Raw genomic sequence first — 24,108 nt, 5'->3', positions numbered from 1 at the left:
TGAAGTGAATAATGATAAATGTGGAAATGCTGTCCACCGGCGATGAAGTGTTGCACGGGCAAATCGTCGATACCAATGCCGCGTGGCTGGCCGATTTCTTTTTCAATCAGGGATTACCGCTAACGCGCCGCAACACCGTGGGCGATGACCTTGACTCTCTGGTCACGGTGCTACGTGAGCGCAGTGAACAGGCGGATGTGCTGATCGTCAACGGTGGCCTGGGGCCAACCAGTGACGATCTGAGCGCGCTGGCCGCGGCGACCGCCAAGGGCGAAGGGCTGATTCTGCACGAAGAGTGGCTGGAAACGATGACCCGTTTCTTTGCCGAGCGCGGTCGCCCGATGGCCGCAAGTAACCGTAAGCAGGCGGAGATCCCCGCCAGCGCGGAGATGATCAACAATCCGGTGGGGACGGCCTGCGGTTTTGCCGTTCAGCTCAACCGCTGTCTGATGTTTTTCACCCCCGGCGTTCCGTCGGAATTCAAAATCATGGTCGAGCAGGAAATTTTACCCCGCCTGCGTGAGCGTTTCCCGCTCTCTGCCCCGCCGCTGTGTCTGCGTCTGACGACGTTTGGCCGTTCGGAAAGCGATCTGGCGCAAAGCCTCGATCCGCTGGCGCTGCCGCCGGGCGTCGTCATGGGCTACCGCTCTTCAATGCCGATTATTGAGCTGAAGCTCACCGGGCCGGCGGAGCAGCGCGAAGCGATGCTGGCGATATGGCCGGAAGTGAAAAAAGTGGCGGGAGAGAGCATGATTTTCGAGGGCACCGAAGGGCTGCCCGCGCAGATCGCGCGTTGTTTACAGGAGCGCCAGCTGAGTCTGACGCTGAGTGAACAGTTTACCGGCGGTTTGCTGGCGCTTCAGCTTTCGCGGGCAAATGCGCCGCTGCTGGCAAGTGAAATTGTCCCTTGCCAGGAGGAGTCGCTGGCGCAGTCCGCCCGCTGGGCCGCAGAACGGCGGGTCAATCATTTCGCCGGTCTGGCGCTGGCGGTGAGCGGCCAGGAAGCCGATCACCTGAATTTCGTCCTCTCGACGCCGGAAGGCACCCATGCGCTGCGGGTTAAATTCAGCGCCACGCGCTACAGCCTGGCAGTGCGTCAGGAAGTCTGTGCCATGATGGCGCTGAATATGCTGCGCCGTTGGTTGCACGGTCAGCCGGTCGCCGGTGAACACGGCTGGATTAACGTCGTCGAATCGCTCTCGGTTTAAACCAACCTCTGCGTCGGGAACCTCTCCCGACGCGCAATGAGTCCAACCTGTTGTACTTGCTTTTAAATATTCTGTGCGCCATCTCGCATTTTCCTCCCTCCGAATGTCCACCCGGCTGGAATAGCGTCGTCATTTGAAGTCGCTCACAATTTACCGCCCGGACAACCGCAACACTGATTCCAGTATTCAGGATTGGAGTCCAGCATGTTGGAATCAAGCAAAGTCCCGGCGCTGACCCGCGCCATCGACATTCTCAATTTAATCGCCCGTATCGGCCCCTGCAGCGCGGCGACCATTATTGACGAACTGGGTATTCCGAAAAGTACCGCCTATCTGCTGCTGGGAGAGCTGAGAAAACAGCGCTTCCTCAGCATGGATAATCAGGATAACTACTGCCTGTGGACCAAGCTGGTTGAGCTGGCCGGGCAGGCGCTGAGCAAAATGGACCTGCGCGAACTGGCGCGGCCGCGCCTGACGCAACTGATGGATCAGTGCGGTCTACTCTGCCACCTGGGCATTATCGACAGCGGCAACGCCTACTACATTCTGAAGATTGAATCCCCGGCGACCATCAGCGTGCGTTCGCACGAGGGTAAGGGCCTGTCGCTGTATCGTTCCGGTATTGGTAAATGCCTGCTGGCCTGGCAGCCCGAGCGGGTTCAGGAGTCGATTATCAGCGAGCTGCAGTGGGAGCGGGCGACGCCAACCACCATCACCAGCGCCCAGCAGCTTCGCGATGAGCTGGGGCGTATCCGCGCCCGCGGCTGGAGCTTCGATAACGGTGAGGATTATCCCGACGTTCGCTGCGTGGCCGCGCCGGTTTTTAACGCCAACAACGAGCTGACCGCCGCCATTTCCGTGGTGGGTACCCGTCTGCAAATCAATGAAGACAATCGCGATTACCTCGCCGGTAGGGCGATTGCCTGCGCTAAAGATATTTCCCGTCTGCTGGGGTGGAAGAGCCCCTTCGAACAACAGGCCTCATAATAAGGAGAAGATCATGACCCTACCGAAAATTAAACACGTCCGCGCCTGGTTTATCGGCGGAGCTACCGCAGAGAAAGGCGCTGGCGGCGGCGATTATCATGACCAGGGGGCAAACCACTGGATTGACGATCATATCGCCACGCCGATGAGCAAATATCCACAGTATGAACAGTCCCGTCAGTCGTTTGGCATCAACGTTCTCGGCACGCTGATTGTGGAAGTCGAAGCCGAAAACGGACAGACCGGCTTTGCGGTGTCGACCGCCGGTGAGATGGGCTGCTTTATCGTCGAAAAGCACCTGAGCCGCTTTATCGAAGGCAAGTGCGTCAGCGATATCAAACTGATCCATGACCAGATGCTCAACGCCACCCTGTACTACTCCGGCTCCGGCGGCCTGGTGATGAATACCCTCTCCTGTATCGACCTGGCGCTGTGGGATCTGTTTGGCAAAGTGGTTGGACTGCCGGTTTACAAACTGCTGGGTGGCGCGGTGCGCGATGAAATTCAGTTCTACGCCACCGGGGCACGTCCGGACCTGGCGAAAGAGATGGGCTTTATTGGCGGCAAAATGCCGACCCACTGGGGGCCGCACGATGGCGATGCGGGGATCCGCAAAGATGCCGCCATGGTGGCCGATATGCGTGAAAAATGCGGGCCGGACTTCTGGCTGATGCTGGATTGCTGGATGAGCCAGGACGTTAACTACGCCACTAAACTGGCCCACGCCTGCGCGCCCTATAACCTCAAGTGGATCGAAGAGTGCCTGCCGCCGCAGCAGTATGAAGGCTATCGCGAGCTTAAACGCAATGCGCCAGCCGGAATGATGGTCACCAGCGGCGAGCACCACGGCACGCTGCAATCCTTCCGCACGTTGTCGGAAACCGGCATCGATATTATGCAGCCTGACGTGGGTTGGTGCGGCGGCCTGACCACCCTGGTGGAGATTGCGGCGATCGCCAAATCGCGCGGCCAGCTGGTGGTTCCGCACGGCTCATCGGTCTATTCGCACCATGCGGTCATTACCTTTACCAACACGCCGTTCAGCGAGTTCCTGATGACCAGCCCGGACTGCTCAACGATGCGTCCGCAGTTTGATCCGATTCTGGTTGACGAGCCGGTACCTGTGAAAGGTCGCATTCATAAAACCGTGCTGGATAAACCGGGCTTCGGCGTCGAGCTGAACCGCGACTGCAACCTGAAACGCCCTTACAGCCACTGATCCCGTCGTGCCGCACCGCGCTGATGTGCGGCCCCATGTTGAGGATATTACGATGAGCAACACCTTGCTTGAGAGCGTGGTGAAGAAAAACCGCGCCCGTTTGATCCCCTTTATGCTGGCGTTGTATGTGCTGGCGTTTCTTGACCGCTCGAATATCGGCTTTGCCAAGGAGACCTACCAGCTGGATACCGGTCTCAGCAACGAAGCCTATGCGCTGGGGGCAGGGATTTTCTTTGTGGTGTATGCCTTTCTCGGGGTGCCGGCCAACCTGCTGATGCGCAAATTCGGCGCCAGAAAATGGATTGGCTGCACCACCTTGCTGTGGGGCATTCTTTCCGCGGCGATGGCATGGGCGGATACGGAAGCGAAATTTCTGCTGGTGCGCACTCTGCTTGGCGCCGCCGAAGCGGGCTTCTTCCCGGGGATGATCTACCTGACCTCTCAGTGGTTTCCCCAGCAGAACCGCGCCAGCATTATGGGGCTGTTTTATATGGGCGCGCCGCTGGCGCTGACCCTCGGTTCACCGCTATCCGGCGCCCTGCTGGAAATGCACGGTTTTATGGGACATCCCGGCTGGTTCTGGATGTTTATCATTGAAGGGCTGCTGGCCGTCGGCGCGGGATTCTTCACCTTCTTCTGGCTCGATGATACGCCGCAAAATGCGCGTTTCCTGACTTCTGTCGAAAAGCAGGCGTTAATTAGCGAGCTGGCCAGAGAAGAGCAGAAAAAGGTCACCTCGCGGTTGTCCGATGCGCTGCGCAACGGTCGCGTCTGGCAACTGGCCATTATCTACCTGACTATTCAGGTGGCGGTTTACGGTCTGATTTTCTTTCTGCCGACCCAGGTTGCCGCGCTGCTGGGCACCAAAGTCGGGTTCGTGGCCTCGGTGGTGACCGCCATCCCGTGGGTGGCGGCGCTGTTCGGGACCTGGCTGATTCCACGGTACTCCGATCGCACCGGCGAGCGGCGTAATATTGCGGCATTCACCCTGCTGGCGGCGGCCATTGGCATCGCGGTCTCCGGGCTGGTGTCGCCGGTGCTGGCCATTATCGCGCTGTGCGTCGCCGCCGTCGGCGTCATTGCCGTGCAGCCGGTCTTCTGGACCATGCCGACGCAGCTATTGTCCGGCACGGCGCTGGCCGCGGGTATTGGTTTCGTCAACCTGTTTGGCGCCATCGGTGGGTTTCTGGCCCCCATCATTCGGGTTCAGGCCGAAACGATGTTCGGCAATAATTCTGCCGGATTGTTGACGCTCGCCTGCGTGGCGATTGTCGGGGTGGTTATTATCTTTTCACTGCGCGTGAATCGCACGGTGCCACAGGCTGGCAGCGTACAGCATTAATGTAAGGGAGAACTATGAACGCAATTTTATCGAACCCATTTAAAGCGGGATTATTGCAAGGAGAAGCGCAGATTGGCCTGTGGCTGAGCTCGACCTCTTCGTATATGGCTGAGATTGCCGCCACCTCGGGTTACGACTGGCTGCTGATTGACGGCGAACATGCGCCCAATACCATCCAGGACCTTTATCATCAGCTGCAGGCCATCGCACCCTATGCCAGCCAGCCGGTGATTCGCCCGGTGGAGGGCAATCGCAGCCTGATTAAGCAGGTGCTGGATATTGGCGCCAGAACGCTGCTGATCCCGATGGTCGATACCGCCGAACAGGCGCGGGAGATAGTCTCGGCGACCCGCTATCCGCCGCTGGGCACCCGCGGCGTCGGGGCCGGGGTGGCCCGCGCCGCACGCTGGGGACGGGTGGAAAACTATATGGCGCTGGCCAATGATGAGCTGTGCCTGCTGATTCAGGTAGAGAGCAAAACCGCTCTCGACAACCTGGATGCCATCCTCGAAGTGGAGGGTATTGACGGCGTCTTTATCGGCCCGGCTGATTTATCGGCTTCGCTGGGCTACCCGGACAACGCCGGCCATCCGGAAGTGCAGCGCATCATTGAACAGAGTATCCGCCGCATTCGCGCGGCGGGGAAAGCCGCGGGTTTCCTCGCCGTTGACCCGGAAATGGCGCACAACGCGCTGGCGTGGGGGGCAAATTTTGTCGCCGTTGGCGTCGATACCAACCTCTATACCCGGGCGCTGGATACACGGCTGGCGATGTTCAGACCGGTCGCCGAACCGGCGGAAGGAAAGGGGAGCTATTAGTTAAGACTACTGACAAAACGCGCTCTTGAGGAATTGCCCGGTGGCGGCTGCGCCTTACCGGGCCTACGGGGTCTGTATGGGTATCAGGGGGGGAGTCATCCGGGGCAATTCCCGTTCTGAATCCGCCAGCACCAGTAGGCCGGGTCAGGCGTTAGCCGCCACCCGGCACAAACCCGGGCTCCGTATTCAAACCCGGTTTGTCATCAGCCGCATTGGTTTTACTGGTTTCTGGCGCCGATGTCAGGCCAGCGCCTGCGCCAGCAGAGTGATGGGATGTTCACAGCGTTTGCTGGTGGACATCTCGATTTGCCATTTGCAGGTTTCGCAATCGGTGATCGCCAGGTCGGCGCCGCTCTCCTCAATTTGCCGGAACAGCGGTGCGCCGATGGCCTGCGAAGAGGGGTAGTTTTCCGATTTAAACCCGTAGGTACCGGCGATGCCGCAGCACTGTGAATCCAGCACTTCCAGCTGTAAACCCGGGATCAGCCGCAGCAGTTCGAGGGTATACAGCGACCAGCCCATCTTCTCCATATGACACGGCGTGTGATAAACCACCTTCAGCGGCAGCGGCCGAAGCGGCAGGGTACGCCCGGCATCAAGCTGGCGCCAGATCCAGCGAGTTGCCAGTTCAATCCGGTCGCGAAGGTCCTGATTATCGACATCCAGCAGATGCGGGTATTCGTCGCGCAGGGTAAACGTGCAGGTTGATGAGGTGGCAATGACCGGCAGCGGAGTCTCTCGCATGGCGGCGACGTTGCTCTGCGCCTGGCGGCGGGCTTTGGCAAAAAAGCCGTTGGCGATAAGCGGCACGCCGCAGCATTTTTCTTTACTTAACAGCTGTACGCCGGTGCCCATCGCATTCAGCACGCGGATAAGGTCGTGGCCAAGCTGCGGATGGTTGTAGTTGACGTAACAGCCGTGAAAAAAAGCGACCTGTTCACTGAACTGCGCCTGGCGGTCCGCCTGCTGGCGGTAAGCGCGGCGAAAAGTGCCGAAACCATATTTCGGCAGCGTCCGGCGGTGGTCAATCTTTAGCGTCGCATCGAGCAGGCGGCGCACCGGTTTGAGCCCCGTTGCGGCGTTGACCAGCGGGGCAAACGGCGTGGAGAGGGTGCCCATCAGGTCGGTATGGCTGAGGATAGCATCGCGCAGCGTGGGTTTTTGCTGGCTGTACTGCGCCCGTGCCCTTTGGATAATATCGCCAATTTTTACATCAGAGGGACAGGCGACTTCACAGCGCTTGCAGTTAATACAATATTTTAAGGCTTCGTCGTACAGCGCCCCATCTTTCAGCCGCAGGCGCTCACCGTCGGGGCCCGCCTGTTTCGGGCCCGGATAGCGGGGATTAACCCGGCTGACCGGGCAGCTGGTCGTACAAACGGTACATTTAATGCAGCTCTCAAAGCGGGTATCGTTCATCGCGTGCCTCCGGCAAGGTCATGAATCTGTTTCGCGACGTGCAGCGCGGTGACCGCGCAAACGCCGCCGCCGCATCCAAGCTGGATGGCATCAAAACCGCCGAGTAGCGAACCGATGGCGAACAGGTTGCCCAGCGGCTGGCCGTCGAGCAGCGGGCGCAGCATCGTATCCGTTTTCAGGCCGAAGCGTTGCCAGGGTTGCGAAGCAAAGAAATCGCGCTGATACCAGTTCTCACGCGGAGTGGTCTGCTGAAGGTCGAGGCCGAGAATGGGTTCCCGAACGCGCGCTTTATCGGCGATCAATCCATTACTGAAGAAACTGCCGCTGGCCAGAACGGCAAAACGGGGACGCAGCGGAACATCGCCGTGCTGCCGGGTCCAGACTTGGTTGACTTTCCCCTCCTGATGGCCGATCCGCGTGACTTCATCGCCAGCCAGCCAGGTACCTCCGGTCCGAATAAAACGACGCTGAAGCTGGTTATGCAGGCGTATGCCGGGAACCGAAGGCGGCAGCGTCGGCAGCAGGCGCAGCGGGCAGGGTAGCTGTTCCTGTAGCCAGCGATACAGCCCGGCGTCATTCAGACCGAAACAGGCGGGCATGATCAGCAGGTCGTGCGCCAGCGCCAGCGGACGTAACGCGGCGAGGAGCGCGGGCCAATGACACTCTTCGTCGAGCATTCTGGCGATATTCACCGCGCGAAATTCGCTCGGGTTATCCCGCAGAACATCCAGTATCGGTAAGTCTATCTCGCTGGCCGTCGCCTTCACTCCCTGCCGGGTGAGCGAGGCGGCGGCCAGATGCGGCTGGAAGTCGGCGAAGCCGCCGATACCCACCACGCCAACGCTGCGTGCGGACAGTGGCGCCACGGGAACTTCCAGCGGCGAAAGCCATGTCGGGCGCAGGGTGCCCAGCGGCGTAACGCGTTCATGCGGCTGGCTGGCCGCGCCGCGCATCGCGATCCCGTTGATAGCCAGCAGCGCCTCGGTTTGCGCGGCGTACGCCATCACCCGTTCGGCGCCCAGCATCGCGTAGGGATGTTCGGGAAGCTGTTCTGCCAGGCGGTCTATCCCGTGAGCCACATCGCTGACGCGTTCCCCGTCGGGAAGGGCGCAGAGCAGATCCAGCGAAGCGGAGGAAAAGTGCAGCGCGCTTTGACCCCGACTGACGATGACGCAGCGCAGGCCGAACTGATTAAGCGTTAGCCCGCAGAGCAGGCCCGCGAGGCCACCGCCGATAATCACGCTATCAAATTTCATCCTGAGACTCCTTTTGCAGCCCGCACAGTCCGAGGTAGACCCAGCGGGTGAATTCACTTTCCCTGAGCGCATCGCCCCAGGCAATGGGCTGCACGCCTTTCCAGCGTTCGTTTAAAAAATCAGAAAGCTGGGTCAGCGACTGGGCGGGAGTGGTGATGTTAAACCGTTGCAGAAGCCCGGCCGCCCGGCAGGCGCACAGCTCTCCCTGACAGGTGCCCATGCCGATGCGCGTGCGGCGGCGTAGATCGAGCAGGCTGTTAACCGCTAAGTTTTCCACCGCGTACTGCACTTCTCCGGCGGTCACCATCTCGCATTCACAAATCAAGCTGCGATGCTGGCGGGTATCGCCCAGCCAGGCAGGCGTGCGGTCGCCGTGGCGATAGAGGGCGGAACCGCGCAGCGGCGCGGGTAGCGAGATGATTTTTTTTACCGTGGCTTCGGGGGACTCCGTTGAGCCCGGGAGCGGAGTGTCGGCAGTAGAGCAGGGGACGCTGTTGCCCAGCTTACGGCACACCGCATCCGTGGCCCACTCTGCCATCAAACGGTAGGTCATTAGCTTACCGCCGGTAATGGTGATAAAGCCCTCCATGCCATCGCGTTTGGCGTGGTCGAGCAGAACGATACCGCGGCTGACGCTGCGTCCGCTGGGATCATCATCGCTGGCCACCAGTGGGCGCACGCCGGAATAGGCGCGCAGCACTCGAGTACGCCCAAGTACCGGAGCCAGCTTTTCCCCCTCCCGCAGCAGCGTGTCGACTTCGGCCGTTGTGACCCGGTTGTCATCAATTTCGTCGTAAGGGATATGTTCCGACGTCGTGCCAATCAGCGAAATGGTATCGCCGGGCACCAGAATATCGGCATCGGCAGGTTTACGGCAGCGGTTGATGACCTGTCGGTTGATACGATGGTCGAGGATCAGCAGCGATCCCTTGGCCGGGAACATGGCGATGCGCAGATCGGCATATTCCGCGATCCGCTGTCCCCAGATCCCGGCAGCATTGACCACAACCCCGGCGTGTAGCGTACGTCTCTCACGATGCTGATGATCATAAAACTCGACCCCGCAAACGCGTTCTCCACGGCGGATGAGCCCGGTCATTTCGCAACCGGTCAGAATGGTCGCGCCATGCTCCCGGGCGTCGAGCATATTGGCCGCCGTCAGGCGAAACGGATCGATGGTGCCATCGGGGACCTGTACGGCGCCAAGCAGGGCCGGATTGACGGTGGGTTCAAGGCGCAGCGCCTCTGCTGGCGACAGCGGCCGGGTTTCGATCCCCGCCTGCTGACAGGCGTTGATAAAGGTTCGTTGCCAGGCCAGATCGTCCTCGGGAAGAGTAATGAAGAGTCCACCGGTCGGTTCAACGCAGTGACGGGCGATGCGGCGCAGAATCCGGTTCTCAGTGATGCACTCGCGGGCCGATTCACTATCGGTGACGGCATAGCGGGCGCCGCTGTGCAGCAGACCGTGATTACGGCCGGTTGCTCCGGTGGCAATATCGTGACGTTCCAGCAGCGTTACCTGCAGCCCGCGGAGCGCGCAGTCCCGCGCAATCCCTGCGCCGGTGGCGCCGCCGCCGATGATAATAACATCGCATTCACGGGTTTCGGCCATCTTCCTGTCCCTCTGCTTTCGTTTTACGCCATTTAGCCATACAAACAGTACGTATTGTTTGATTTCGAGCATATTCGCGCGTTATTCGAGCGGGTTTATGTGATTTCATGCTCATAATGGAATGTTTTGTCATATTTTTGTAACAAAGCGTGCGATGTTTCACAGTATCCAGGGCCAGCTTTGCCTACCATCCCGCCTCATCAGAAGTGGGTGATTAGATTAGATTTTTCTTATCGCTGTCAGTAGAGAAGAGATGGCCACGGAGGCTGCTATGTTAACTATTTTTAAACCTGCGCCACACAAAGCGCGTTTGCCCGCGGCGGAAATCGATCCGCTGTACCGTCGACTGCGCTGGCAAATTTTCATCGGTATTTTCTTTGGATACGCTGCTTACTATCTGGTGCGTAAGAACTTTGCTCTGGCTATGCCCTATCTGGTGGAGCAAGGTTTTTCCCGCGGCGATCTGGGTTTCGCCCTCTCCGGTATTTCGATTGCCTATGGATTTTCGAAATTCATCATGGGGTCGGTTTCGGATCGCTCGAATCCGCGCATTTTTCTGCCCGCGGGGCTGATCCTGGCTGCGCTGGTGATGCTGGTGATGGGGTTTGTGCCCTGGGCGACCTCCAGCATTATGGTGATGTTCGTGCTGCTGTTCCTCTGCGGCTGGTTCCAGGGGATGGGCTGGCCGCCGTGCGGGCGGACGATGGTGCACTGGTGGTCGCAGAAAGAACGCGGCGGCATTGTCTCGGTGTGGAACTGCGCGCATAACGTGGGAGGCGGGATCCCACCGCTGCTGTTCCTGCTGGGGATGGCCTGGTTTAACGACTGGCACGCGGCGCTGTATATGCCGGCATTCGGCGCGATTCTGCTGGCGGTGTTTGCCTTCGCGATGATGCGCGATACGCCACAGTCCTGCGGCCTGCCGCCAATTGAAGAGTATAAAAATGACTATCCTGATGATTACAGCGAAGAGCATGAACAGGAGCTGACCGCCAGCCAGATCTTTAAGCAGTATATCCTGCCGAACAAGCTGCTGTGGTATATCGCCGTGGCGAACGTCTTTGTCTATCTGCTGCGTTACGGCATTCTCGACTGGTCGCCAACCTACCTGAAAGAAGTGAAGCACTTTGCGCTGGATAAATCCTCCTGGGCCTACTTCTTATATGAGTATGCGGGGATTCCAGGCACGCTGATTTGCGGCTGGATGTCCGATAAGGTGTTCAGGGGTAATCGCGGAGCCACCGGCGTCTTCTTTATGACGCTGGTGACGATTGCGACCGTGGTCTACTGGCTCAACCCGCCGGGTAATCCGGGTATCGATATGACCTGTATGATTGTGATTGGCTTCCTGATCTATGGCCCGGTGATGCTGATTGGCCTGCATGCCCTGGAACTGGCGCCGAAAAAAGCGGCTGGCACTGCCGCCGGTTTTACCGGTTTGTTTGGCTACCTGGGCGGTTCCGTTGCCGCCAGCGCGATCGTAGGCTATACCGTTGACTTCTTCGGTTGGGACGGCGGTTTCATGGTGATGATCGGCGGCAGCGTGCTGGCGGTTCTGCTGCTGGTGGTGGTGATGATTGGCGAAAAACGCCATCACCAACAACTGAAACAGGCTTAAGGAATGCGCATGAAAACGGTAGCCACAACGTTAATGACGGCGATTTTACTTCTGAGCTTCTCCGCCTCTGCGGCGGATAAGCTGGTCATCGCCCACCGCGGCGCCAGCGGCTATCTACCGGAGCATACGCTGCCGGCAAAAGCGATGGCCTACGCTCAGGGCGCCGATTATCTTGAGCAGGACCTGGTCATGACCAAAGACGATCGGCTGGTGGTGCTCCATGACCACTATCTCGATCGGGTGACCGACGTCGCGGAGCGTTTCCCGCAGCGCGCACGGCAGGATGGGCGCTTCTACGCCATCGACTTTACCCTCGCGGAGATAAAATCACTGCGGTTCAGCGAAGGGTTTGAGCCGAAGGACGGCAAGAATATACAGACCTTCCCTGGCCGCTTCCCGATGGGGAAATCAGACTTCCGCATTCATACTTTTGAAGAGGAGATTGAGTTTGTTCAGGGGCTGAACCATTCAACGGGGAAAAATATCGGAATCTACCCGGAAATTAAGGCGCCGTGGTTCCACCATCAGGAAGGCAAGGATATCGCCGTCAGCGTCCTGCAGGTGCTGAAGAAATACGGGTACACCCGCAAGCAGGATAAGATCTATCTGCAGTGCTTTGATGCTAACGAGCTCAAGCGGATTAAGCATGAGCTGGAGCCGAAGATGGGGATGGACCTGAAGCTGGTGCAGCTGATCGCTTACACCGACTGGAATGAAACCCGGCAACGCCAGGCGGATGGCAAATGGGTTAACTACAGCTATGACTGGATGTTTAAGCCCGGCGCGATGACGCAGATTGCACAATATGCCGACGGAATTGGTCCGGACTACCATATGCTGGTGGCGGCGAATGCCAGGCCGGGTCAGGTTGCGCTCAACGAGATGGTGAAAGAGGCGCATCGCCAGCGTCTGGTGGTGCACCCGTATACCGTCCGCGCTGACCAGCTACCGGATTATGTCACCGATGTGAATCAGCTGTTTGACCTGCTGTACCACCAGGCTGACGTCGACGGCTTGTTTACCGATTTCCCGGATAAAGCGGTGCAGTTTCTGAAAGCGAAGCACTAAAAAGCCGGGTGGCGCTGCGCCTTGCCCGGCCTGTGAACTGCGGTTTTGTCGGGTAAGCGCAGCGCCACCCGACAAAACTACATCTCGATTTCAATATCGCCTTTCGCCCGGCAGCAGCAGGGCAAAATCTCTCCCGGCTGGATGAACGCCAGCGGTTCGGTCAGCCAGTCAACCTGACCGGAAACCAGCCGCGTGCGGCAGGATCCGCAATAGCCGGCGCGGCACTGATACTCCACGTCGATATTATGTGATTCCAGGGCGGCCAACAGGGAAGGGTGTTCATCCTGACACTCAAGACGAGTGTCAGAGATTTTCAGAAAAATGCGTTTCATCAGAGCTGGAAGTTGCTCAGATCGTCGGCATCGACTTCGGCATCGATCTGGCCAACCAGGTAGGAGCTGACTTCCACTTCCTGCGGCGCAACCTGCACGTTATCGGACACCAGCCAGGTGTTGATCCACGGAATCGGGTTGGAGCGGGTCTGGAAGGGCAGGTCGAGACCCACCGCCTGCATGCGGATATTGGTGATGTATTCCACGTACTGGCAGAGAATATCTTTGTTCAGGCCGATCATTGAACCGTCACGGAACAGGTAGTCCGCCCACTCTTTCTCCTGCTGCGCCGCCAGCACGAACAGATCGTAGCACTCCTGCTTGCACTCTTCGGCAATTTCCGCCATTTCCGGGTCGTCGACGCCGGAGCGCAGCAGATTCAGCATGTGCTGGGTGCCGGTCAGATGCAGCGCTTCGTCACGGGCGATCAGGCGGATGATTTTGGCGTTGCCTTCCATCAGCTTGCGCTCGGCGAAGGCGAACGAACAGGCGAAGCTGACGTAGAAGCGAATCGCTTCCAGCGCGTTGACGCTCATCAGGCACAGGTAGAGTTTCTTTTTCAGCTCGCGCAGGTTAACGGTGATGGTTTTCCCGTTGACGGTGTGCGTGCCTTCACCCAGCAGATGCCAGTAGCTGGTCAGTTCGATCAGCGTGTCGTAGTAGTGGGAGATACCTTCCGCGCGTTTCTGGATTTGCTCGTTGGTGACGATATCGTCGAAGACCATTGCCGGATCGTTCACGATATTACGGATGATATGGGTGTAGGAGCGCGAGTGAATCGTCTCTGAGAATGCCCAGGTTTCCACCCAGGTTTCCAGTTCCGGAATCGAAATCAGCGGCAGCAGGGCGACGTTCGGGCTACGGCCCTGGATAGAGTCCAGCAGCGTCTGATACTTCAGGTTGCTGATGAAGATATGTTTTTCGTGTTCCGGCAGCGCCTGGTAGTCGATACGGTCGCGGGAGACGTCAACTTCTTCCGGACGCCAGAAGAAGGAGAGCTGTTTTTCGATCAGCTTTTCGAAGATGTCATATTTTTGCTGATCGTAACGGGCGACGTTAACCGGTTGGCCAAAAAACATCGGCTCAAGCAGCTGGTTGTTTTTCGTCTGTGAAAAAGTGGTATATGCCATGAGTGGGGATCCTGTCCTGGAATTATACGCCGGGTGGCGCTTCGCAAACCCGGCCTACAATAGACCGTAGGCCCGGCAAGCAAGGCGCCGCCGGGCAATATTATCAAATCTTACATGCGCCGCTTTCGCAGCCGTCGTCCTGGATGGACGGCGCCAGATCGTCCTGGGCATCCTCCGCGCCATCACGGGTGTTGTGATAGTACAGAGTTTTTACGCCGAATTTATAGGCATTGAGCAAGTCTTTCAGCAACTGCTGCATCGGTACTTTACCCGACTGGAAACGCGTCGGGTCATAGTTGGTGTTGGCCGAAATCGACTGGTCGATAAACTTCTGCATGATACCAACCAGCTGCAGGTAGCCGTCATTGTTCGGCATTTCCCACAGCAGCTCGTAGCTGCCCTGCAGTTTTTCGTAGTCCGGTACCACCTGACGCAGAATGCCGTCTTTCGAGGCTTTAATGCTGACATGTCCGCGCGGCGGCTCAATACCGTTGGTGGCGTTGGAGATCTGCGAAGAGGTCTCTGACGGCATCAGCGCAGAGAGCGTAGAGTTACGCAGGCCGTGCTCTTTAATGGATTCGCGCAGCGCTTCCCAGTCGTAGTGCAGCGGCTCGTTGACGATGGCATCGAGATCTTTTTTATAGGTATCGATCGGCAGCACGCCCTGAGCATAGGTGGTCTCGTTGAACCACGGGCACGCGCCCTGTTCAATGGCCAGCTCGTTTGACGCTTTCAGCAGGTAGTACTGAATAGCTTCAAAGGTTTTATGCGTCAGGTTGTTGGCGCTGCCGTCAGAGTAGCGTTTACCGTGCTTCGCCAGGTAGTAGGCGAAGTTGATCACGCCAATACCCAGCGTACGACGGCCCATCGCGCCGCGTTTAGCCGCCAGAATCGGGTAGTCCTGATAATCCAGCAGCGCGTCCAGCGCACGCACCGCCAGTACCGCCAGCTCTTCCAGCTCGTCGAGGCTTTCAATGGCGCCGAGGTTAAAGGCAGACAGGGTACAGAGCGCGATTTCGCCGTTTTCGTCGTTGACGTCATCCAGCGGTTTGGTCGGCAGCGCGATTTCCAGGCACAGGTTGGACTGGCGAACCGGCGCCACCACCGGGTCAAACGGGCTGTGGGTGTTGCAGTGGTCAACGTTCTGGATGTAGATACGGCCGGTGGAGGCGCGTTCCTGCATCATCAGGGAGAACAGCTCAACCGCTTTGATGCGCTGCTTACGAATGCTGTCGTCTTTTTCGTACAGGGTGTACAGACGTTCGAATTCGTCCTGATCGGCGAAGAAGGCGTCGTACAGGCCCGGGACGTCGGACGGGCTGAACAGGGTAATGTCTTCACCTTTCAGCAGGCGGGTGTACATCAGTTTGTTGATCTGTACGCCGTAGTCCATGTGGCGAACGCGGTTGGCGTCGGTACCCCGGTTGTTTTTCAGCACCAGCAGACTTTCGACTTCCAGATGCCACATCGGGTAGAACAGCGTGGCGGCACCGCCGCGTACGCCGCCCTGCGAGCAGGACTTCACCGCGGTCTGGAAGTGCTTATAGAACGGGATACAGCCGGTGTGGAACGCTTCGCCGCCGCGGATCGGGCTGCCCAGCGCACGAATGCGACCGGCGTTAATACCGATACCTGCGCGCTGGGAAACATATTTCACGATGGCGCTGGAGGTGGCGTTGATGGAGTCGAGGCTATCGCCGCACTCGATCAGCACGCAGGAGCTGAACTGACGCGTTGGGGTACGCACGCCGGACATAATCGGCGTCGGCAGCGAGATTTTAAACGTGGAGACGGCATCATAGAAACGTTTGATGTAGTCCAGACGCGTCTCGCGCGGGTAGTTGGAGAACAGGCAGGCGGCAACCAGAATGTAGAGGAACTGGGCGCTCTCGTAAATTTCGCCGGTAACACGGTTCTGGACCAGATATTTGCCTTCCAGCTGCTTAACGGCAGCGTAGGAGAAGCTCATATCGCGATCGTGAACAATGAACGAATCCATCTGCTTGAACTCTTCTTCCGTGTAGTCTTCCAGCAGATGAGTATCGTATTTGCCTTTTTTCACCATCTTCGTGACGTGGTCATACAGCGCTGGCGGCTCAAACTGGCCGTAGGCTTTTTTACGCAGATGGAAGATAGCCAGGCGCGCGGCGAGATACTGGTAATCCGGCGCTTCGCGGGAGATCAGGTCCGCCGCTGCCTTAATGATGGTTTCGTGGATATCGGCAGTTTTGATGCCGTCGTAAAACTGAATGTGAGAGCGCAGTTCTACCTGAGAAATCGAAACGTTATTCAGTCCTTCTGCCGCCCAATCCAGTACACGATGGATTTTATCGAGATTAATGCGCTCGGTGCTACCGTCACGCTTTGTCACCAGCAGACTCTGATTCATGTGGATTATACCTGTCCGTGAGAGAAAATATCCCCCGCTTATCCACAGAACGCCGTTGTGACTAACTCTGTGGATAAATACTATATGTAGGGGGTTGTAGATAAAAGAAACGCTATATGGTGAGTATTTTAGTAAGGATTCTTTTGAGTACAAGGGTTGATTTTGGCGTTAATTTGAGGTTGCGGAAGCGTAATGATCGCTAAGTCCACGCCGCGTAAGGCCTGGCGGAGATGTCAATAAACTGGAAAATAAATATGAAAATTTGATCGAATGCTGATTTCTTCGACGGATGTAAAAATTACGCGGCTTGATGCCGCGCAATCATCAAATAATCATCATATGAAAAACTGCTGACGTTATGCGCTTTTCGCGGTTGTATGCAACATATAGTTAACATCTACCCCCGGTGCCAGCTTGAAGGTATTGGTCAGCGGATTGTAATGCAGGCCGATAATATGCTGCTCTTTCAGAGTAGTCTGATCAACCCAGCCAATCAGCTCCGCCGGCTTAATGAATTTTTTCACGTCATGAGTCCCTTTGGGCACCATTTTCATCACGTATTCAGCGCCGACTACCGCCATCAGCCACGCTTTACCATTGCGGTTAATGGTCGAGAAGAAGACCTGACCGCCGGGCTTCACCAGCCGCGCACAGGCGTGAACCACCGAGCGCGGGTCCGGAACATGCTCCAGCATCTCCATGCAGGTCACCACATCGTACTGACCGGCGTGCTTCGCCGCGTGCTCTTCTACCGTCTCCTGGACATAGTCGACCTGAACGCCGCTTTCCAGCGCGTGCAGCTTCGCCACCTGCAGCGGTTCAAAGCCCATGTCGAGCCCGGTTACCGTTGCGCCTTCACGCGCCATGCTCTCGGCAAGGATGCCGCCGCCGCAGCCAACATCGAGTACCTTTTTACCAAACAGGCCGCCAGAACGCTCCGCAATATAGCCAAGACGCAGCGGGTTGATACGATGTAAGGGCTTGAACTCGCCCTCTAAGTCCCACCAGCGCGAGGCGACGGCTTCAAATTTAGCAATTTCATGATGATCAACGTTGTGGGCCACCGGCTGTTTTTCGGCATTCATGGGCGCTTCGACTCCTTTTCTGTTCAGACCGGCGAGTATATCAGGTGACCGACATGAATAAACCGTCTATCCCCATCGCCTTTTGCCGCGACCCGATGACGCGAATCGGAGCGCCTGCGTTTACCGCCACGATGCGGCGCGAAATTCATTGGGTATAGGTTTACCCGTATCACCGTGGCTGTGTTATAATTTGCGACCTTTGAATCCGGGATACAGTAGAGGGATAGCGGTTAGATGAGCGACCTTGCGAGAGAAATTACACCGGTCAACATTGAGGAAGAGCTTAAGAGCTCGTATCTGGATTATGCGATGTCGGTCATTGTTGGCCGTGCGCTGCCGGATGTCCGAGATGGCCTGAAACCGGTACACCGTCGCGTACTTTACGCCATGAACGTATTGGGCAATGACTGGAACAAAGCCTATAAAAAATCCGCCCGTGTCGTTGGTGACGTAATCGGTAAATACCACCCTCATGGTGATACCGCCGTTTATGACACCATTGTACGTATGGCACAGCCATTCTCCTTACGTTATATGCTGGTCGATGGCCAGGGTAACTTCGGTTCTGTCGATGGCGACTCCGCCGCAGCGATGCGTTATACGGAAATCCGTATGTCGAAAATCGCCCACGAGCTGATGGCCGACCTGGAAAAAGAGACGGTTGATTTCGTTGATAACTATGACGGTACGGAACGTATTCCCGACGTCATGCCGACGAAAATCCCTAACCTGCTGGTGAACGGTTCGTCCGGTATCGCCGTCGGGATGGCAACCAACATTCCGCCGCACAACCTGACGGAAGTGATCAACGGCTGCCTGGCCTATATCGACGATGAAAATATCTCCGTCGAAGGGCTGATGGAGCACATCCCGGGTCCGGACTTCCCGACCGCCGCCATTATTAATGGTCGTCGTGGGATTGAGGAAGCTTACCGCACCGGTCGTGGCAAAATTTATATTCGCGCCCGCGCTGAGGTGGAAACCGATGCGAAGACCGGTCGTGAAACCATCATCGTGCACGAAATTCCGTATCAGGTGAACAAAGCGCGCCTGATCGAGAAAATTGCCGAGCTGGTGAAAGACAAACGCGTTGAAGGCATCAGCGCGCTGCGTGACGAGTCTGATAAAGACGGGATGCGCATCGTGATTGAAGTGAAACGCGATGCGGTGGGCGAAGTGGTGCTTAACAACCTCTACTCCCAGACGCAGCTGCAGGTCTCCTTCGGTATTAACATGGTTGCGCTGCACCATGGTCAGCCGAAGATCATGAACCTGAAAGATATTCTTTCAGCGTTCGTGCGCCACCGCCGCGAAGTGGTGACGCGTCGTACCATTTTCGAACTGCGTAAAGCCCGCGATCGCGCGCATATCCTTGAAGCGCTGGCGATTGCGCTGGCCAACATCGACCCGATCATCGAGCTTATCCGCCGTGCGCCAACGCCTGCGGAAGCGAAAGCTGGCCTGATCGCGCGTCCATGGGATCTGGGCAACGTGGCGGCGATGCTGGAACGTGCCGGTGATGATGCCGCGCGTCCGGAGTGGCTGGAGCCAGAATTCGGCGTGCGCGACGGTCAATATTATCTGACCGAACAGCAGGCCCAGGCGATCCTGGATCTGCGTCTGCAGAAACTGACCGGCCTTGAGCATGAAAAACTGCTCGATGAATACAAAGAGCTGCTGGAACAGATCGCTGAACTGCTGCATATCCTCGGCAGCGCCGACCGTCTGATGGAAGTGATTCGTGAAGAGCTGGAAGCCATGCGCGAACAGTTCGGCGACGCGCGTCGTACCGAAATCACCGCCAACACCGCGGATATCAACATCGAAGATCTGATCAACCAGGAAGATGTGGTGGTCACCCTGTCTCACCAGGGCTATGTGAAGTATCAGCCGCTGACCGACTATGAGGCGCAGCGTCGCGGTGGCAAAGGTAAATCGGCCGCACGTATTAAAGAAGAAGACTTTATCGACCGCCTGCTGGTGGCCAATACCCATGACACGATCCTCTGCTTCTCCAGCCGTGGCCGCCTGTACTGGATGAAGGTCTATCAGCTGCCGGAAGCCAGCCGTGGTGCGCGCGGGCGTCCAATCGTCAACCTGTTGCCGCTGGAAGCTAACGAACGCATTACCGCTATTCTGCCGGTACGCGAATACGAAGAAGGCGTGAACGTCTTTATGGCGACCGCCAGCGGTACCGTGAAGAAAACCGCGCTGACCGAGTTCAGCCGTCCACGTTCTGCCGGGATCATCGCGGTGAACCTGAACGAAGGCGACGAGCTGATTGGCGTTGACCTGACCAACGGTAATGATGAAGCGATGCTGTTCTCAGCCGCCGGTAAAGTGGTGCGCTTTAAAGAGAGCGCGGTCCGTGCCATGGGCCGTACCGCTACCGGCGTTCGCGGCATCAAGCTGGCGGGTGACGATAAAGTGGTTTCGCTGATCATTCCACGCGGCGAAGGCGCTATCCTGACCGTCACGCAGAATGGTTACGGTAAACGTACGGCGGCGGCAGAGTATCCGACTAAGTCCCGTGCAACGCAGGGCGTGATCTCCATTAAGGTCACCGAGCGTAACGGTTCCGTGGTCGGCGCTGTGCAGGTCGATGATTGCGATCAGATCATGATGATCACCGATGCCGGCACCCTGGTGCGTACGCGCGTGTCGGAAGTCAGCATCGTCGGTCGTAACACGCAGGGCGTTATTCTGATCCGTACCGCGGAAGATGAAAACGTCGTAGGCCTGCAGCGCGTAGCCGAGCCGGTTGATGACGAAGAGCTGGATGCCATCGACGGCAGCGTAGCGGAAGGCGACGACGAGATCGCGCCGGAAACTGACGCTGACGCCGATGATGACGCTGTCGAAGATGAAGAATAATCTGCGCTAGTGATGCGAAAAGGGCCGGGAGAGACTCCGGCCCTTTTTATTTGTACGCTGCGCCTTTATCCGAGGCGAAATCCAGAGAGTATAACGTTGCGACGAAACGTGTTTACCGCTACCTTAACCCCATTCTGTTGAGTCCCTGACGGCCGAGTATCGCCCCATTGAAATATCTTGCCTCTTTTCATACCACGCTAAAGGTTTCACGCTACCTGTTCAGAGCGCTGGCGGTACTGCTCTGGATGCTGATCGCTTTCGTTTCCGTGTTCTATATCGTCAACGCCCTGCATGACAGAGAGTCGGAGATCCGCCAGGAATTTAACCTCAATGCCGATCAGGCGCAGCGCTATATTCAGCGAACCGCGGATGTGATTAAAGAGCTGAAATACGTGGCCGGCAACCGTCCGACCAGCGGCGACGAGGGCGGGGCGACTCCCGCTCCGGGCGGCAATATCGCCGTTCCTGATTTTGAACCGCTGTACCCTGATTCTGATTGCGGGACAATGGGCGCGACCTGGCGCAACTCCCTGCAGTCGCTGGCGTGGTTTATGCGCTACTGGCGCGATAACTTTTCCGCGGCCTATGACCTCAACCGCATCTTTCTCATTGGCAGCGATAATTTGTGTATGGCCAACTTTGGCCTGCGGGAGATGCCGCTGGAGCGCGATCAGGCGCTGAAAGTGCTGCACCAGCGTATTGAGCAGTACCGCGATGCGCCGCAAAACGAGCGCGGCAACAACCTGTTCTGGATAAGCCAGGGCGTGCGTCCGGGCGTGGGCTACTTTTACGCCCTGACGCCGGTTTATATGGCAAACCGCCTGCAGGCGTTGCTGGGTATTGAGCAGACCATTCGTATGGAGAGCTTCTTTACGCCGGGCAGTCTGCCAATGAGCGTCACGATTCTCGACGACAACGGACAGCCGCTTATTTCTCTTGCCGGGCAGGATAACAAAATCAAGAGCGAAGCCCGCTGGATGCAGGAGCGGATCTGGTTTGGCTACACCGCGGGTTTCCGCGAGCTGGCGCTGAAGAAGAGTCTGCCGCCGTCGTCGTTAAGCATCGTTTATTCCGTGTCGGTCGATCAGGTGCTCGAACGTATCCGGATGCTGATTATCAACGCGATTGTCCTGAATATCCTCACCGGGGTGATTCTGTTTGCCCTGGCGCGGATGTATGAGCGGCGGATCTTTATCCCGGCGGAGAATGATGCCCAGCGGCTGGAAGAGCATGAGCAGTTCAACCGTAAAATCGTCGCATCGGCGCCGGTGGGGATTTGTATTCTGCGCACCCTCGATGGCACCAATATTCTGAGCAACGAACTGGCGCACAACTACCTCAATATGCTGACCCATGAGGATCGGCAGCGGTTAACGCAGATTATTTGCGGCCAGCAGGTCAACTTTGTGGATGTGTTGACCAGCAACAACACCAACCTGCAGATTAGCTTCGTCCATTCGCGCTATCGCAATGAAAACGTCGCGATTTGCGTGCTGGTGGACGTCAGCGCCCGCGTCAAGATGGAAGAGTCGTTGCAGGAGATGGCGCAGGCTGCGGAGCAGGCCAGCCAGTCGAAATCGATGTTCCTCGCCACCGTCAGCCACGAGCTGCGAACGCCGCTGTACGGAATAATCGGTAACCTTGACCTGTTGCAAACCAAAGAGCTGCCGAAGGGCGTCGACAGGCTGGTCACGGCGATGAATAACTCCTCGAGCCTGCTGCTGAAAATCATCAGCGATATCCTCGATTTCTCGAAAATCGAATCCGAGCAGCTGAAAATCGAACCCGGTGAGTTTTCGCCGCGTGAGGTGATGAACCATATCTCGGCCAACTATTTACCGCTGGTGGTGCGTAAACAGCTGGGGCTCTACTGCTTTATCGAGCCTGACGTTCCGCAGCTGATGTCCGGCGACCCGATGCGCTTGCAGCAGGTCATTTCTAACCTGTTGAGCAACGCCATTAAGTTTACCGACACCGGCTGCATCGTCCTGCACGTGCAGTGCGCCGGGGATTACCTGCAAATTAGTGTGCGCGATACTGGCGAAGGGATCCCGGCAAAAGAGGTGGTGCGCCTGTTTGACCCGTTCTTCCAGGTGGGGACCGGCGTGCAGCGCAACTTCCAGGGGACCGGTCTGGGGCTGGCGATATGTGAAAAGCTCATCAGCATGATGGACGGTGATATTGCCGTCGAAACCGAACCGGGAATGGGCAGTCGCTTTACCATTCGTATTCCGCTGTACGGCGTGCAAAACCGCTCGCCGCTGGTGATTGATGGCCTGGCGGGTACGTGTTGCTGGCTGGCGATCCGCAACGCCTCCCTGGCGCTGTTTGTCGAGTCGCTGCTCACCTGTCACGGTCTTCACTGCCAAATCTATGACGGCCAACGGCCCGGCGCAGATGATATTTTGCTGACTGATGATGAGCCGGACGCGCGCTGGCAGGGGAGTGCGGCGGTGATTTTCTGTCGTCGTCATATCGGTATTCCCCTGGAACGCACGCCTGGCGAGTGGATACACAGCGTGACGACACCGCACGAACTGCTGCCGCTGCTGGGACGTATCTTGCGGATTGCGGTGACGACCACCGAACACGGCCCGGCGCTCGCCGCTCCGGAAACGCAGGTCGCCAGCAATGACGATATGATGATCCTGGTGGTGGACGATCATCCGATTAACCGCCGGCTGCTGGCCGACCAGCTTGGCTCGCTGGGCTATCAGTGCGTGACGGCAAACGATGGGGTCGATGCGCTGGGCGTGCTGAGCAAACAGCATATCGATATCGTGCTGAGCGATGTCAACATGCCGAATATGGATGGCTATCGCCTGACGCAGCGTATCCGCGAGCTGGGAATGACCCTGCCGGTCATCGGAGTGACCGCCAACGCGCTGGCTGAGGAGAAACAGCGCTGCCTGGAGTCGGGTATGGATAACTGTCTGTCGAAACCGGTGACGCTCGATATTATCAAGCAGACGCTGGCGATCTACGCCGCGCGGGTGCGCAAAGAACGTCAGGAAAGGGAGTAGGGCAGGGAAGCGGTGGTGGACTTGCCCGGATAAGGCGCAGAGCCGTTATCCGGGCAGGCAGCGTTACTCTTTGTCGGTGGCGCTCAGAGAAACGGAAGACAGGTAGTTCAGCAGCGCGATATCGTTTTCCACGCCCAGCTTCATCATCGCCGATTTCTTCTGGCTACTGATGGTTTTAATGCTGCGGTTCAGCTTTTTGGCAATCTCGGTCACGAGAAACCCTTCGGCGAACAGGCGTAGCACTTCGCTCTCTTTCGGCGACAGGCGCTTGTCGCCGTAACCGCTGGCGCTGATTTTTTCCAGCAGGCGCGAAACGCTTTCCGGGGTGAATTTTTTGCCTTTCTGCAGCGCCGCCAGCGCTTTAGGCAGATCGGTCGGGGCGCCTTGTTTCAGCACGATCCCTTCGATATCCAGATCCAGCACTGCGCTAAGGATCGCCGGGTTGTTGTTCATCGTCAGAACGATGATAGACAGATCCGGAAAATGGCGTTTGATGTATTTGATCAACGTGATCCCGTCGCCGTATTTATCGCCAGGCATCGACAGGTCGGTAATCAAAACGTGTGCGTCTAATTTAGGAAGATTATTGATAAGTGCCGTTGAATCTTCAAATTCGCCGACTACGTTGACCCATTCGATTTGCTCAAGGGATTTACGAATACCGAACAGTACGATCGGGTGGTCATCGGCAATAATTACGTTCATAGTGTTCATGTATTAGGCTACCT

Annotated in this window: 17 protein-coding genes; 9 read left to right on the top strand and 8 right to left on the bottom strand. The window is 57.4% G+C overall.

Annotation, left to right across the window (positions count from 1 at the left end; translation table 11 throughout):
* Positions 1-11: 11 nt before the first annotated feature.
* The 5 genes from ROR01S_RS02730 (at position 12) to yfaU (ending at position 5,574) form a co-directional block, all read left to right on the top strand.
* Complete coding sequence (locus ROR01S_RS02730; RefSeq protein WP_015583810.1) at positions 12-1,208, top strand: nicotinamide mononucleotide deamidase-related protein YfaY; 1,197 nt, start codon at positions 12-14, stop codon at positions 1,206-1,208.
* Positions 1,209-1,412: 204 nt separating this feature from the next.
* Positions 1,413-2,195: an IclR family transcriptional regulator gene (locus ROR01S_RS02725; protein WP_064359087.1), complete on the top strand. Its 783-nt coding sequence runs from the start codon at positions 1,413-1,415 to the stop codon at positions 2,193-2,195.
* Positions 2,196-2,208: 13 nt separating this feature from the next.
* Positions 2,209-3,414 (top strand): L-rhamnonate dehydratase, encoded by a 1,206-nt coding sequence (gene rhmD, locus ROR01S_RS02720; protein WP_015583812.1) that lies wholly within the window; start codon positions 2,209-2,211, stop codon positions 3,412-3,414.
* 52 nt (positions 3,415-3,466) lie between these two features.
* The gene (locus ROR01S_RS02715; RefSeq protein ID WP_015583813.1) at positions 3,467-4,756 is read left to right on the top strand and encodes an MFS transporter; all 1,290 of its coding nucleotides are present in this window, start codon (positions 3,467-3,469) and stop codon (positions 4,754-4,756) included.
* Positions 4,757-4,770: 14 nt separating this feature from the next.
* Positions 4,771-5,574 carry a 2-keto-3-deoxy-L-rhamnonate aldolase gene (gene yfaU / locus ROR01S_RS02710; RefSeq protein ID WP_015583814.1) on the top strand — a complete coding sequence of 268 codons (804 nt, stop codon included), beginning with the start codon at positions 4,771-4,773 and terminating at the stop codon, positions 5,572-5,574.
* Between the two features lie 240 nt (positions 5,575-5,814).
* Here the strand turns inward: yfaU and glpC are convergent, their stop codons facing one another.
* The 3 genes from glpC to glpA are packed head-to-tail and all read right to left on the bottom strand — an operon-like array spanning position 5,815 to position 9,861.
* Entirely contained in the window at positions 5,815-6,993 is a 1,179-nt protein-coding gene (glpC, locus tag ROR01S_RS02705) for an anaerobic glycerol-3-phosphate dehydrogenase subunit GlpC (RefSeq protein WP_015583815.1), read from the bottom strand.
* Entirely contained in the window at positions 6,990-8,249 is a 1,260-nt protein-coding gene (glpB, locus tag ROR01S_RS02700; protein ID WP_032717981.1) for a glycerol-3-phosphate dehydrogenase subunit GlpB, read from the bottom strand. The genes glpC and glpB overlap by 4 nt, the downstream gene beginning before the upstream one ends.
* Positions 8,239-9,861, bottom strand: coding sequence for an anaerobic glycerol-3-phosphate dehydrogenase subunit A (glpA, locus tag ROR01S_RS02695; RefSeq protein ID WP_048023213.1), 1,623 nt, complete (start codon positions 9,859-9,861; stop codon positions 8,239-8,241). Before glpA ends, glpB begins: the two co-directional genes overlap by 11 nt.
* Before the next feature lie 271 nt (positions 9,862-10,132).
* Between glpA and glpT the strand changes: the two genes are divergently transcribed.
* Both glpT and glpQ read left to right on the top strand, forming a co-directional pair.
* Entirely contained in the window at positions 10,133-11,479 is a 1,347-nt protein-coding gene (gene glpT, locus ROR01S_RS02690) for a glycerol-3-phosphate transporter (RefSeq protein ID WP_004864901.1), read from the top strand.
* 9 nt (positions 11,480-11,488) lie between these two features.
* Entirely contained in the window at positions 11,489-12,547 is a 1,059-nt protein-coding gene (gene glpQ / locus ROR01S_RS02685; protein WP_064359086.1) for a glycerophosphodiester phosphodiesterase, read from the top strand.
* Positions 12,548-12,624: 77 nt separating this feature from the next.
* On the opposite strand, the gene yfaE is transcribed toward glpQ, so the two are convergent.
* The 4 genes from yfaE to ubiG form a co-directional block, all read right to left on the bottom strand.
* On the bottom strand, positions 12,625-12,879 hold the full coding sequence (gene yfaE / locus ROR01S_RS02680) for a class I ribonucleotide reductase maintenance protein YfaE (RefSeq protein WP_004201692.1): 255 nt from the start codon (positions 12,877-12,879) through the stop codon (positions 12,625-12,627).
* Positions 12,879-14,009, bottom strand: coding sequence for a class Ia ribonucleoside-diphosphate reductase subunit beta (gene nrdB, locus ROR01S_RS02675; RefSeq protein ID WP_015583818.1), 1,131 nt, complete (start codon positions 14,007-14,009; stop codon positions 12,879-12,881). The genes yfaE and nrdB overlap by 1 nt, the downstream gene beginning before the upstream one ends.
* A gap of 103 nt (positions 14,010-14,112) precedes the next feature.
* Positions 14,113-16,398 (bottom strand): class 1a ribonucleoside-diphosphate reductase subunit alpha, encoded by a 2,286-nt coding sequence (gene nrdA, locus ROR01S_RS02670; RefSeq protein WP_004864894.1) that lies wholly within the window; start codon positions 16,396-16,398, stop codon positions 14,113-14,115.
* Positions 16,399-16,754: 356 nt separating this feature from the next.
* Positions 16,755-17,483 (bottom strand): bifunctional 2-polyprenyl-6-hydroxyphenol methylase/3-demethylubiquinol 3-O-methyltransferase UbiG, encoded by a 729-nt coding sequence (ubiG, locus tag ROR01S_RS02665; protein ID WP_004864892.1) that lies wholly within the window; start codon positions 17,481-17,483, stop codon positions 16,755-16,757.
* A 234-nt stretch (positions 17,484-17,717) separates the two neighbouring features.
* On the opposite strand from ubiG, the gene gyrA reads away from it, so the two are divergent.
* Complete coding sequence (gene gyrA, locus ROR01S_RS02660) at positions 17,718-20,357, top strand: DNA topoisomerase (ATP-hydrolyzing) subunit A (RefSeq protein WP_004864890.1); 2,640 nt, start codon at positions 17,718-17,720, stop codon at positions 20,355-20,357.
* A gap of 167 nt (positions 20,358-20,524) precedes the next feature.
* Complete coding sequence (gene rcsC / locus ROR01S_RS02655) at positions 20,525-23,380, top strand: two-component system sensor histidine kinase RcsC (protein ID WP_048023210.1); 2,856 nt, start codon at positions 20,525-20,527, stop codon at positions 23,378-23,380.
* A 63-nt stretch (positions 23,381-23,443) separates the two neighbouring features.
* Here rcsC and rcsB read toward each other — a convergent pair whose 3' ends face one another.
* Entirely contained in the window at positions 23,444-24,094 is a 651-nt protein-coding gene (gene rcsB, locus ROR01S_RS02650) for a response regulator transcription factor RcsB (RefSeq protein WP_002913007.1), read from the bottom strand.
* Positions 24,095-24,108: the final 14 nt, after the last annotated feature.

Source organism: Klebsiella ornithinolytica NBRC 105727 = ATCC 31898, assembly GCF_001598295.1.
GTDB lineage: Bacteria > Pseudomonadota > Gammaproteobacteria > Enterobacterales > Enterobacteriaceae > Klebsiella > Klebsiella ornithinolytica.
The sequence above is the reverse complement of the archived record's forward strand: the minus strand, read 5'-3'. Positions and strand labels throughout refer to the sequence as shown.

What these genes read in the sequence shown, in the direction of transcription:
- glpA (WP_048023213.1), bottom strand. Translation starts at nt 9,861, where the DNA reads ATGGCCGAAACCCGTGAATGCGATGTTATTATCATCGGCGGCGGCGCC.
- yfaE (WP_004201692.1), bottom strand. Translation starts at nt 12,879, where the DNA reads ATGAAACGCATTTTTCTGAAAATCTCTGACACTCGTCTTGAGTGTCAG.
- rcsB (WP_002913007.1), bottom strand. Translation starts at nt 24,094, where the DNA reads ATGAACACTATGAACGTAATTATTGCCGATGACCACCCGATCGTACTG.
- nrdB (WP_015583818.1), bottom strand. Translation starts at nt 14,009, where the DNA reads ATGGCATATACCACTTTTTCACAGACGAAAAACAACCAGCTGCTTGAG.
- glpC (WP_015583815.1), bottom strand. Translation starts at nt 6,993, where the DNA reads ATGAACGATACCCGCTTTGAGAGCTGCATTAAATGTACCGTTTGTACG.
- glpQ (WP_064359086.1), top strand. Translation starts at nt 11,489, where the DNA reads ATGAAAACGGTAGCCACAACGTTAATGACGGCGATTTTACTTCTGAGC.
- yfaU (WP_015583814.1), top strand. Translation starts at nt 4,771, where the DNA reads ATGAACGCAATTTTATCGAACCCATTTAAAGCGGGATTATTGCAAGGA.
- gyrA (WP_004864890.1), top strand. Translation starts at nt 17,718, where the DNA reads ATGAGCGACCTTGCGAGAGAAATTACACCGGTCAACATTGAGGAAGAG.
- glpB (WP_032717981.1), bottom strand. Translation starts at nt 8,249, where the DNA reads ATGAAATTTGATAGCGTGATTATCGGCGGTGGCCTCGCGGGCCTGCTC.
- rhmD (WP_015583812.1), top strand. Translation starts at nt 2,209, where the DNA reads ATGACCCTACCGAAAATTAAACACGTCCGCGCCTGGTTTATCGGCGGA.
- ROR01S_RS02730 (WP_015583810.1), top strand. Translation starts at nt 12, where the DNA reads ATGATAAATGTGGAAATGCTGTCCACCGGCGATGAAGTGTTGCACGGG.
- ROR01S_RS02725 (WP_064359087.1), top strand. Translation starts at nt 1,413, where the DNA reads ATGTTGGAATCAAGCAAAGTCCCGGCGCTGACCCGCGCCATCGACATT.
- nrdA (WP_004864894.1), bottom strand. Translation starts at nt 16,398, where the DNA reads ATGAATCAGAGTCTGCTGGTGACAAAGCGTGACGGTAGCACCGAGCGC.
- ROR01S_RS02715 (WP_015583813.1), top strand. Translation starts at nt 3,467, where the DNA reads ATGAGCAACACCTTGCTTGAGAGCGTGGTGAAGAAAAACCGCGCCCGT.
- ubiG (WP_004864892.1), bottom strand. Translation starts at nt 17,483, where the DNA reads ATGAATGCCGAAAAACAGCCGGTGGCCCACAACGTTGATCATCATGAA.
- glpT (WP_004864901.1), top strand. Translation starts at nt 10,133, where the DNA reads ATGTTAACTATTTTTAAACCTGCGCCACACAAAGCGCGTTTGCCCGCG.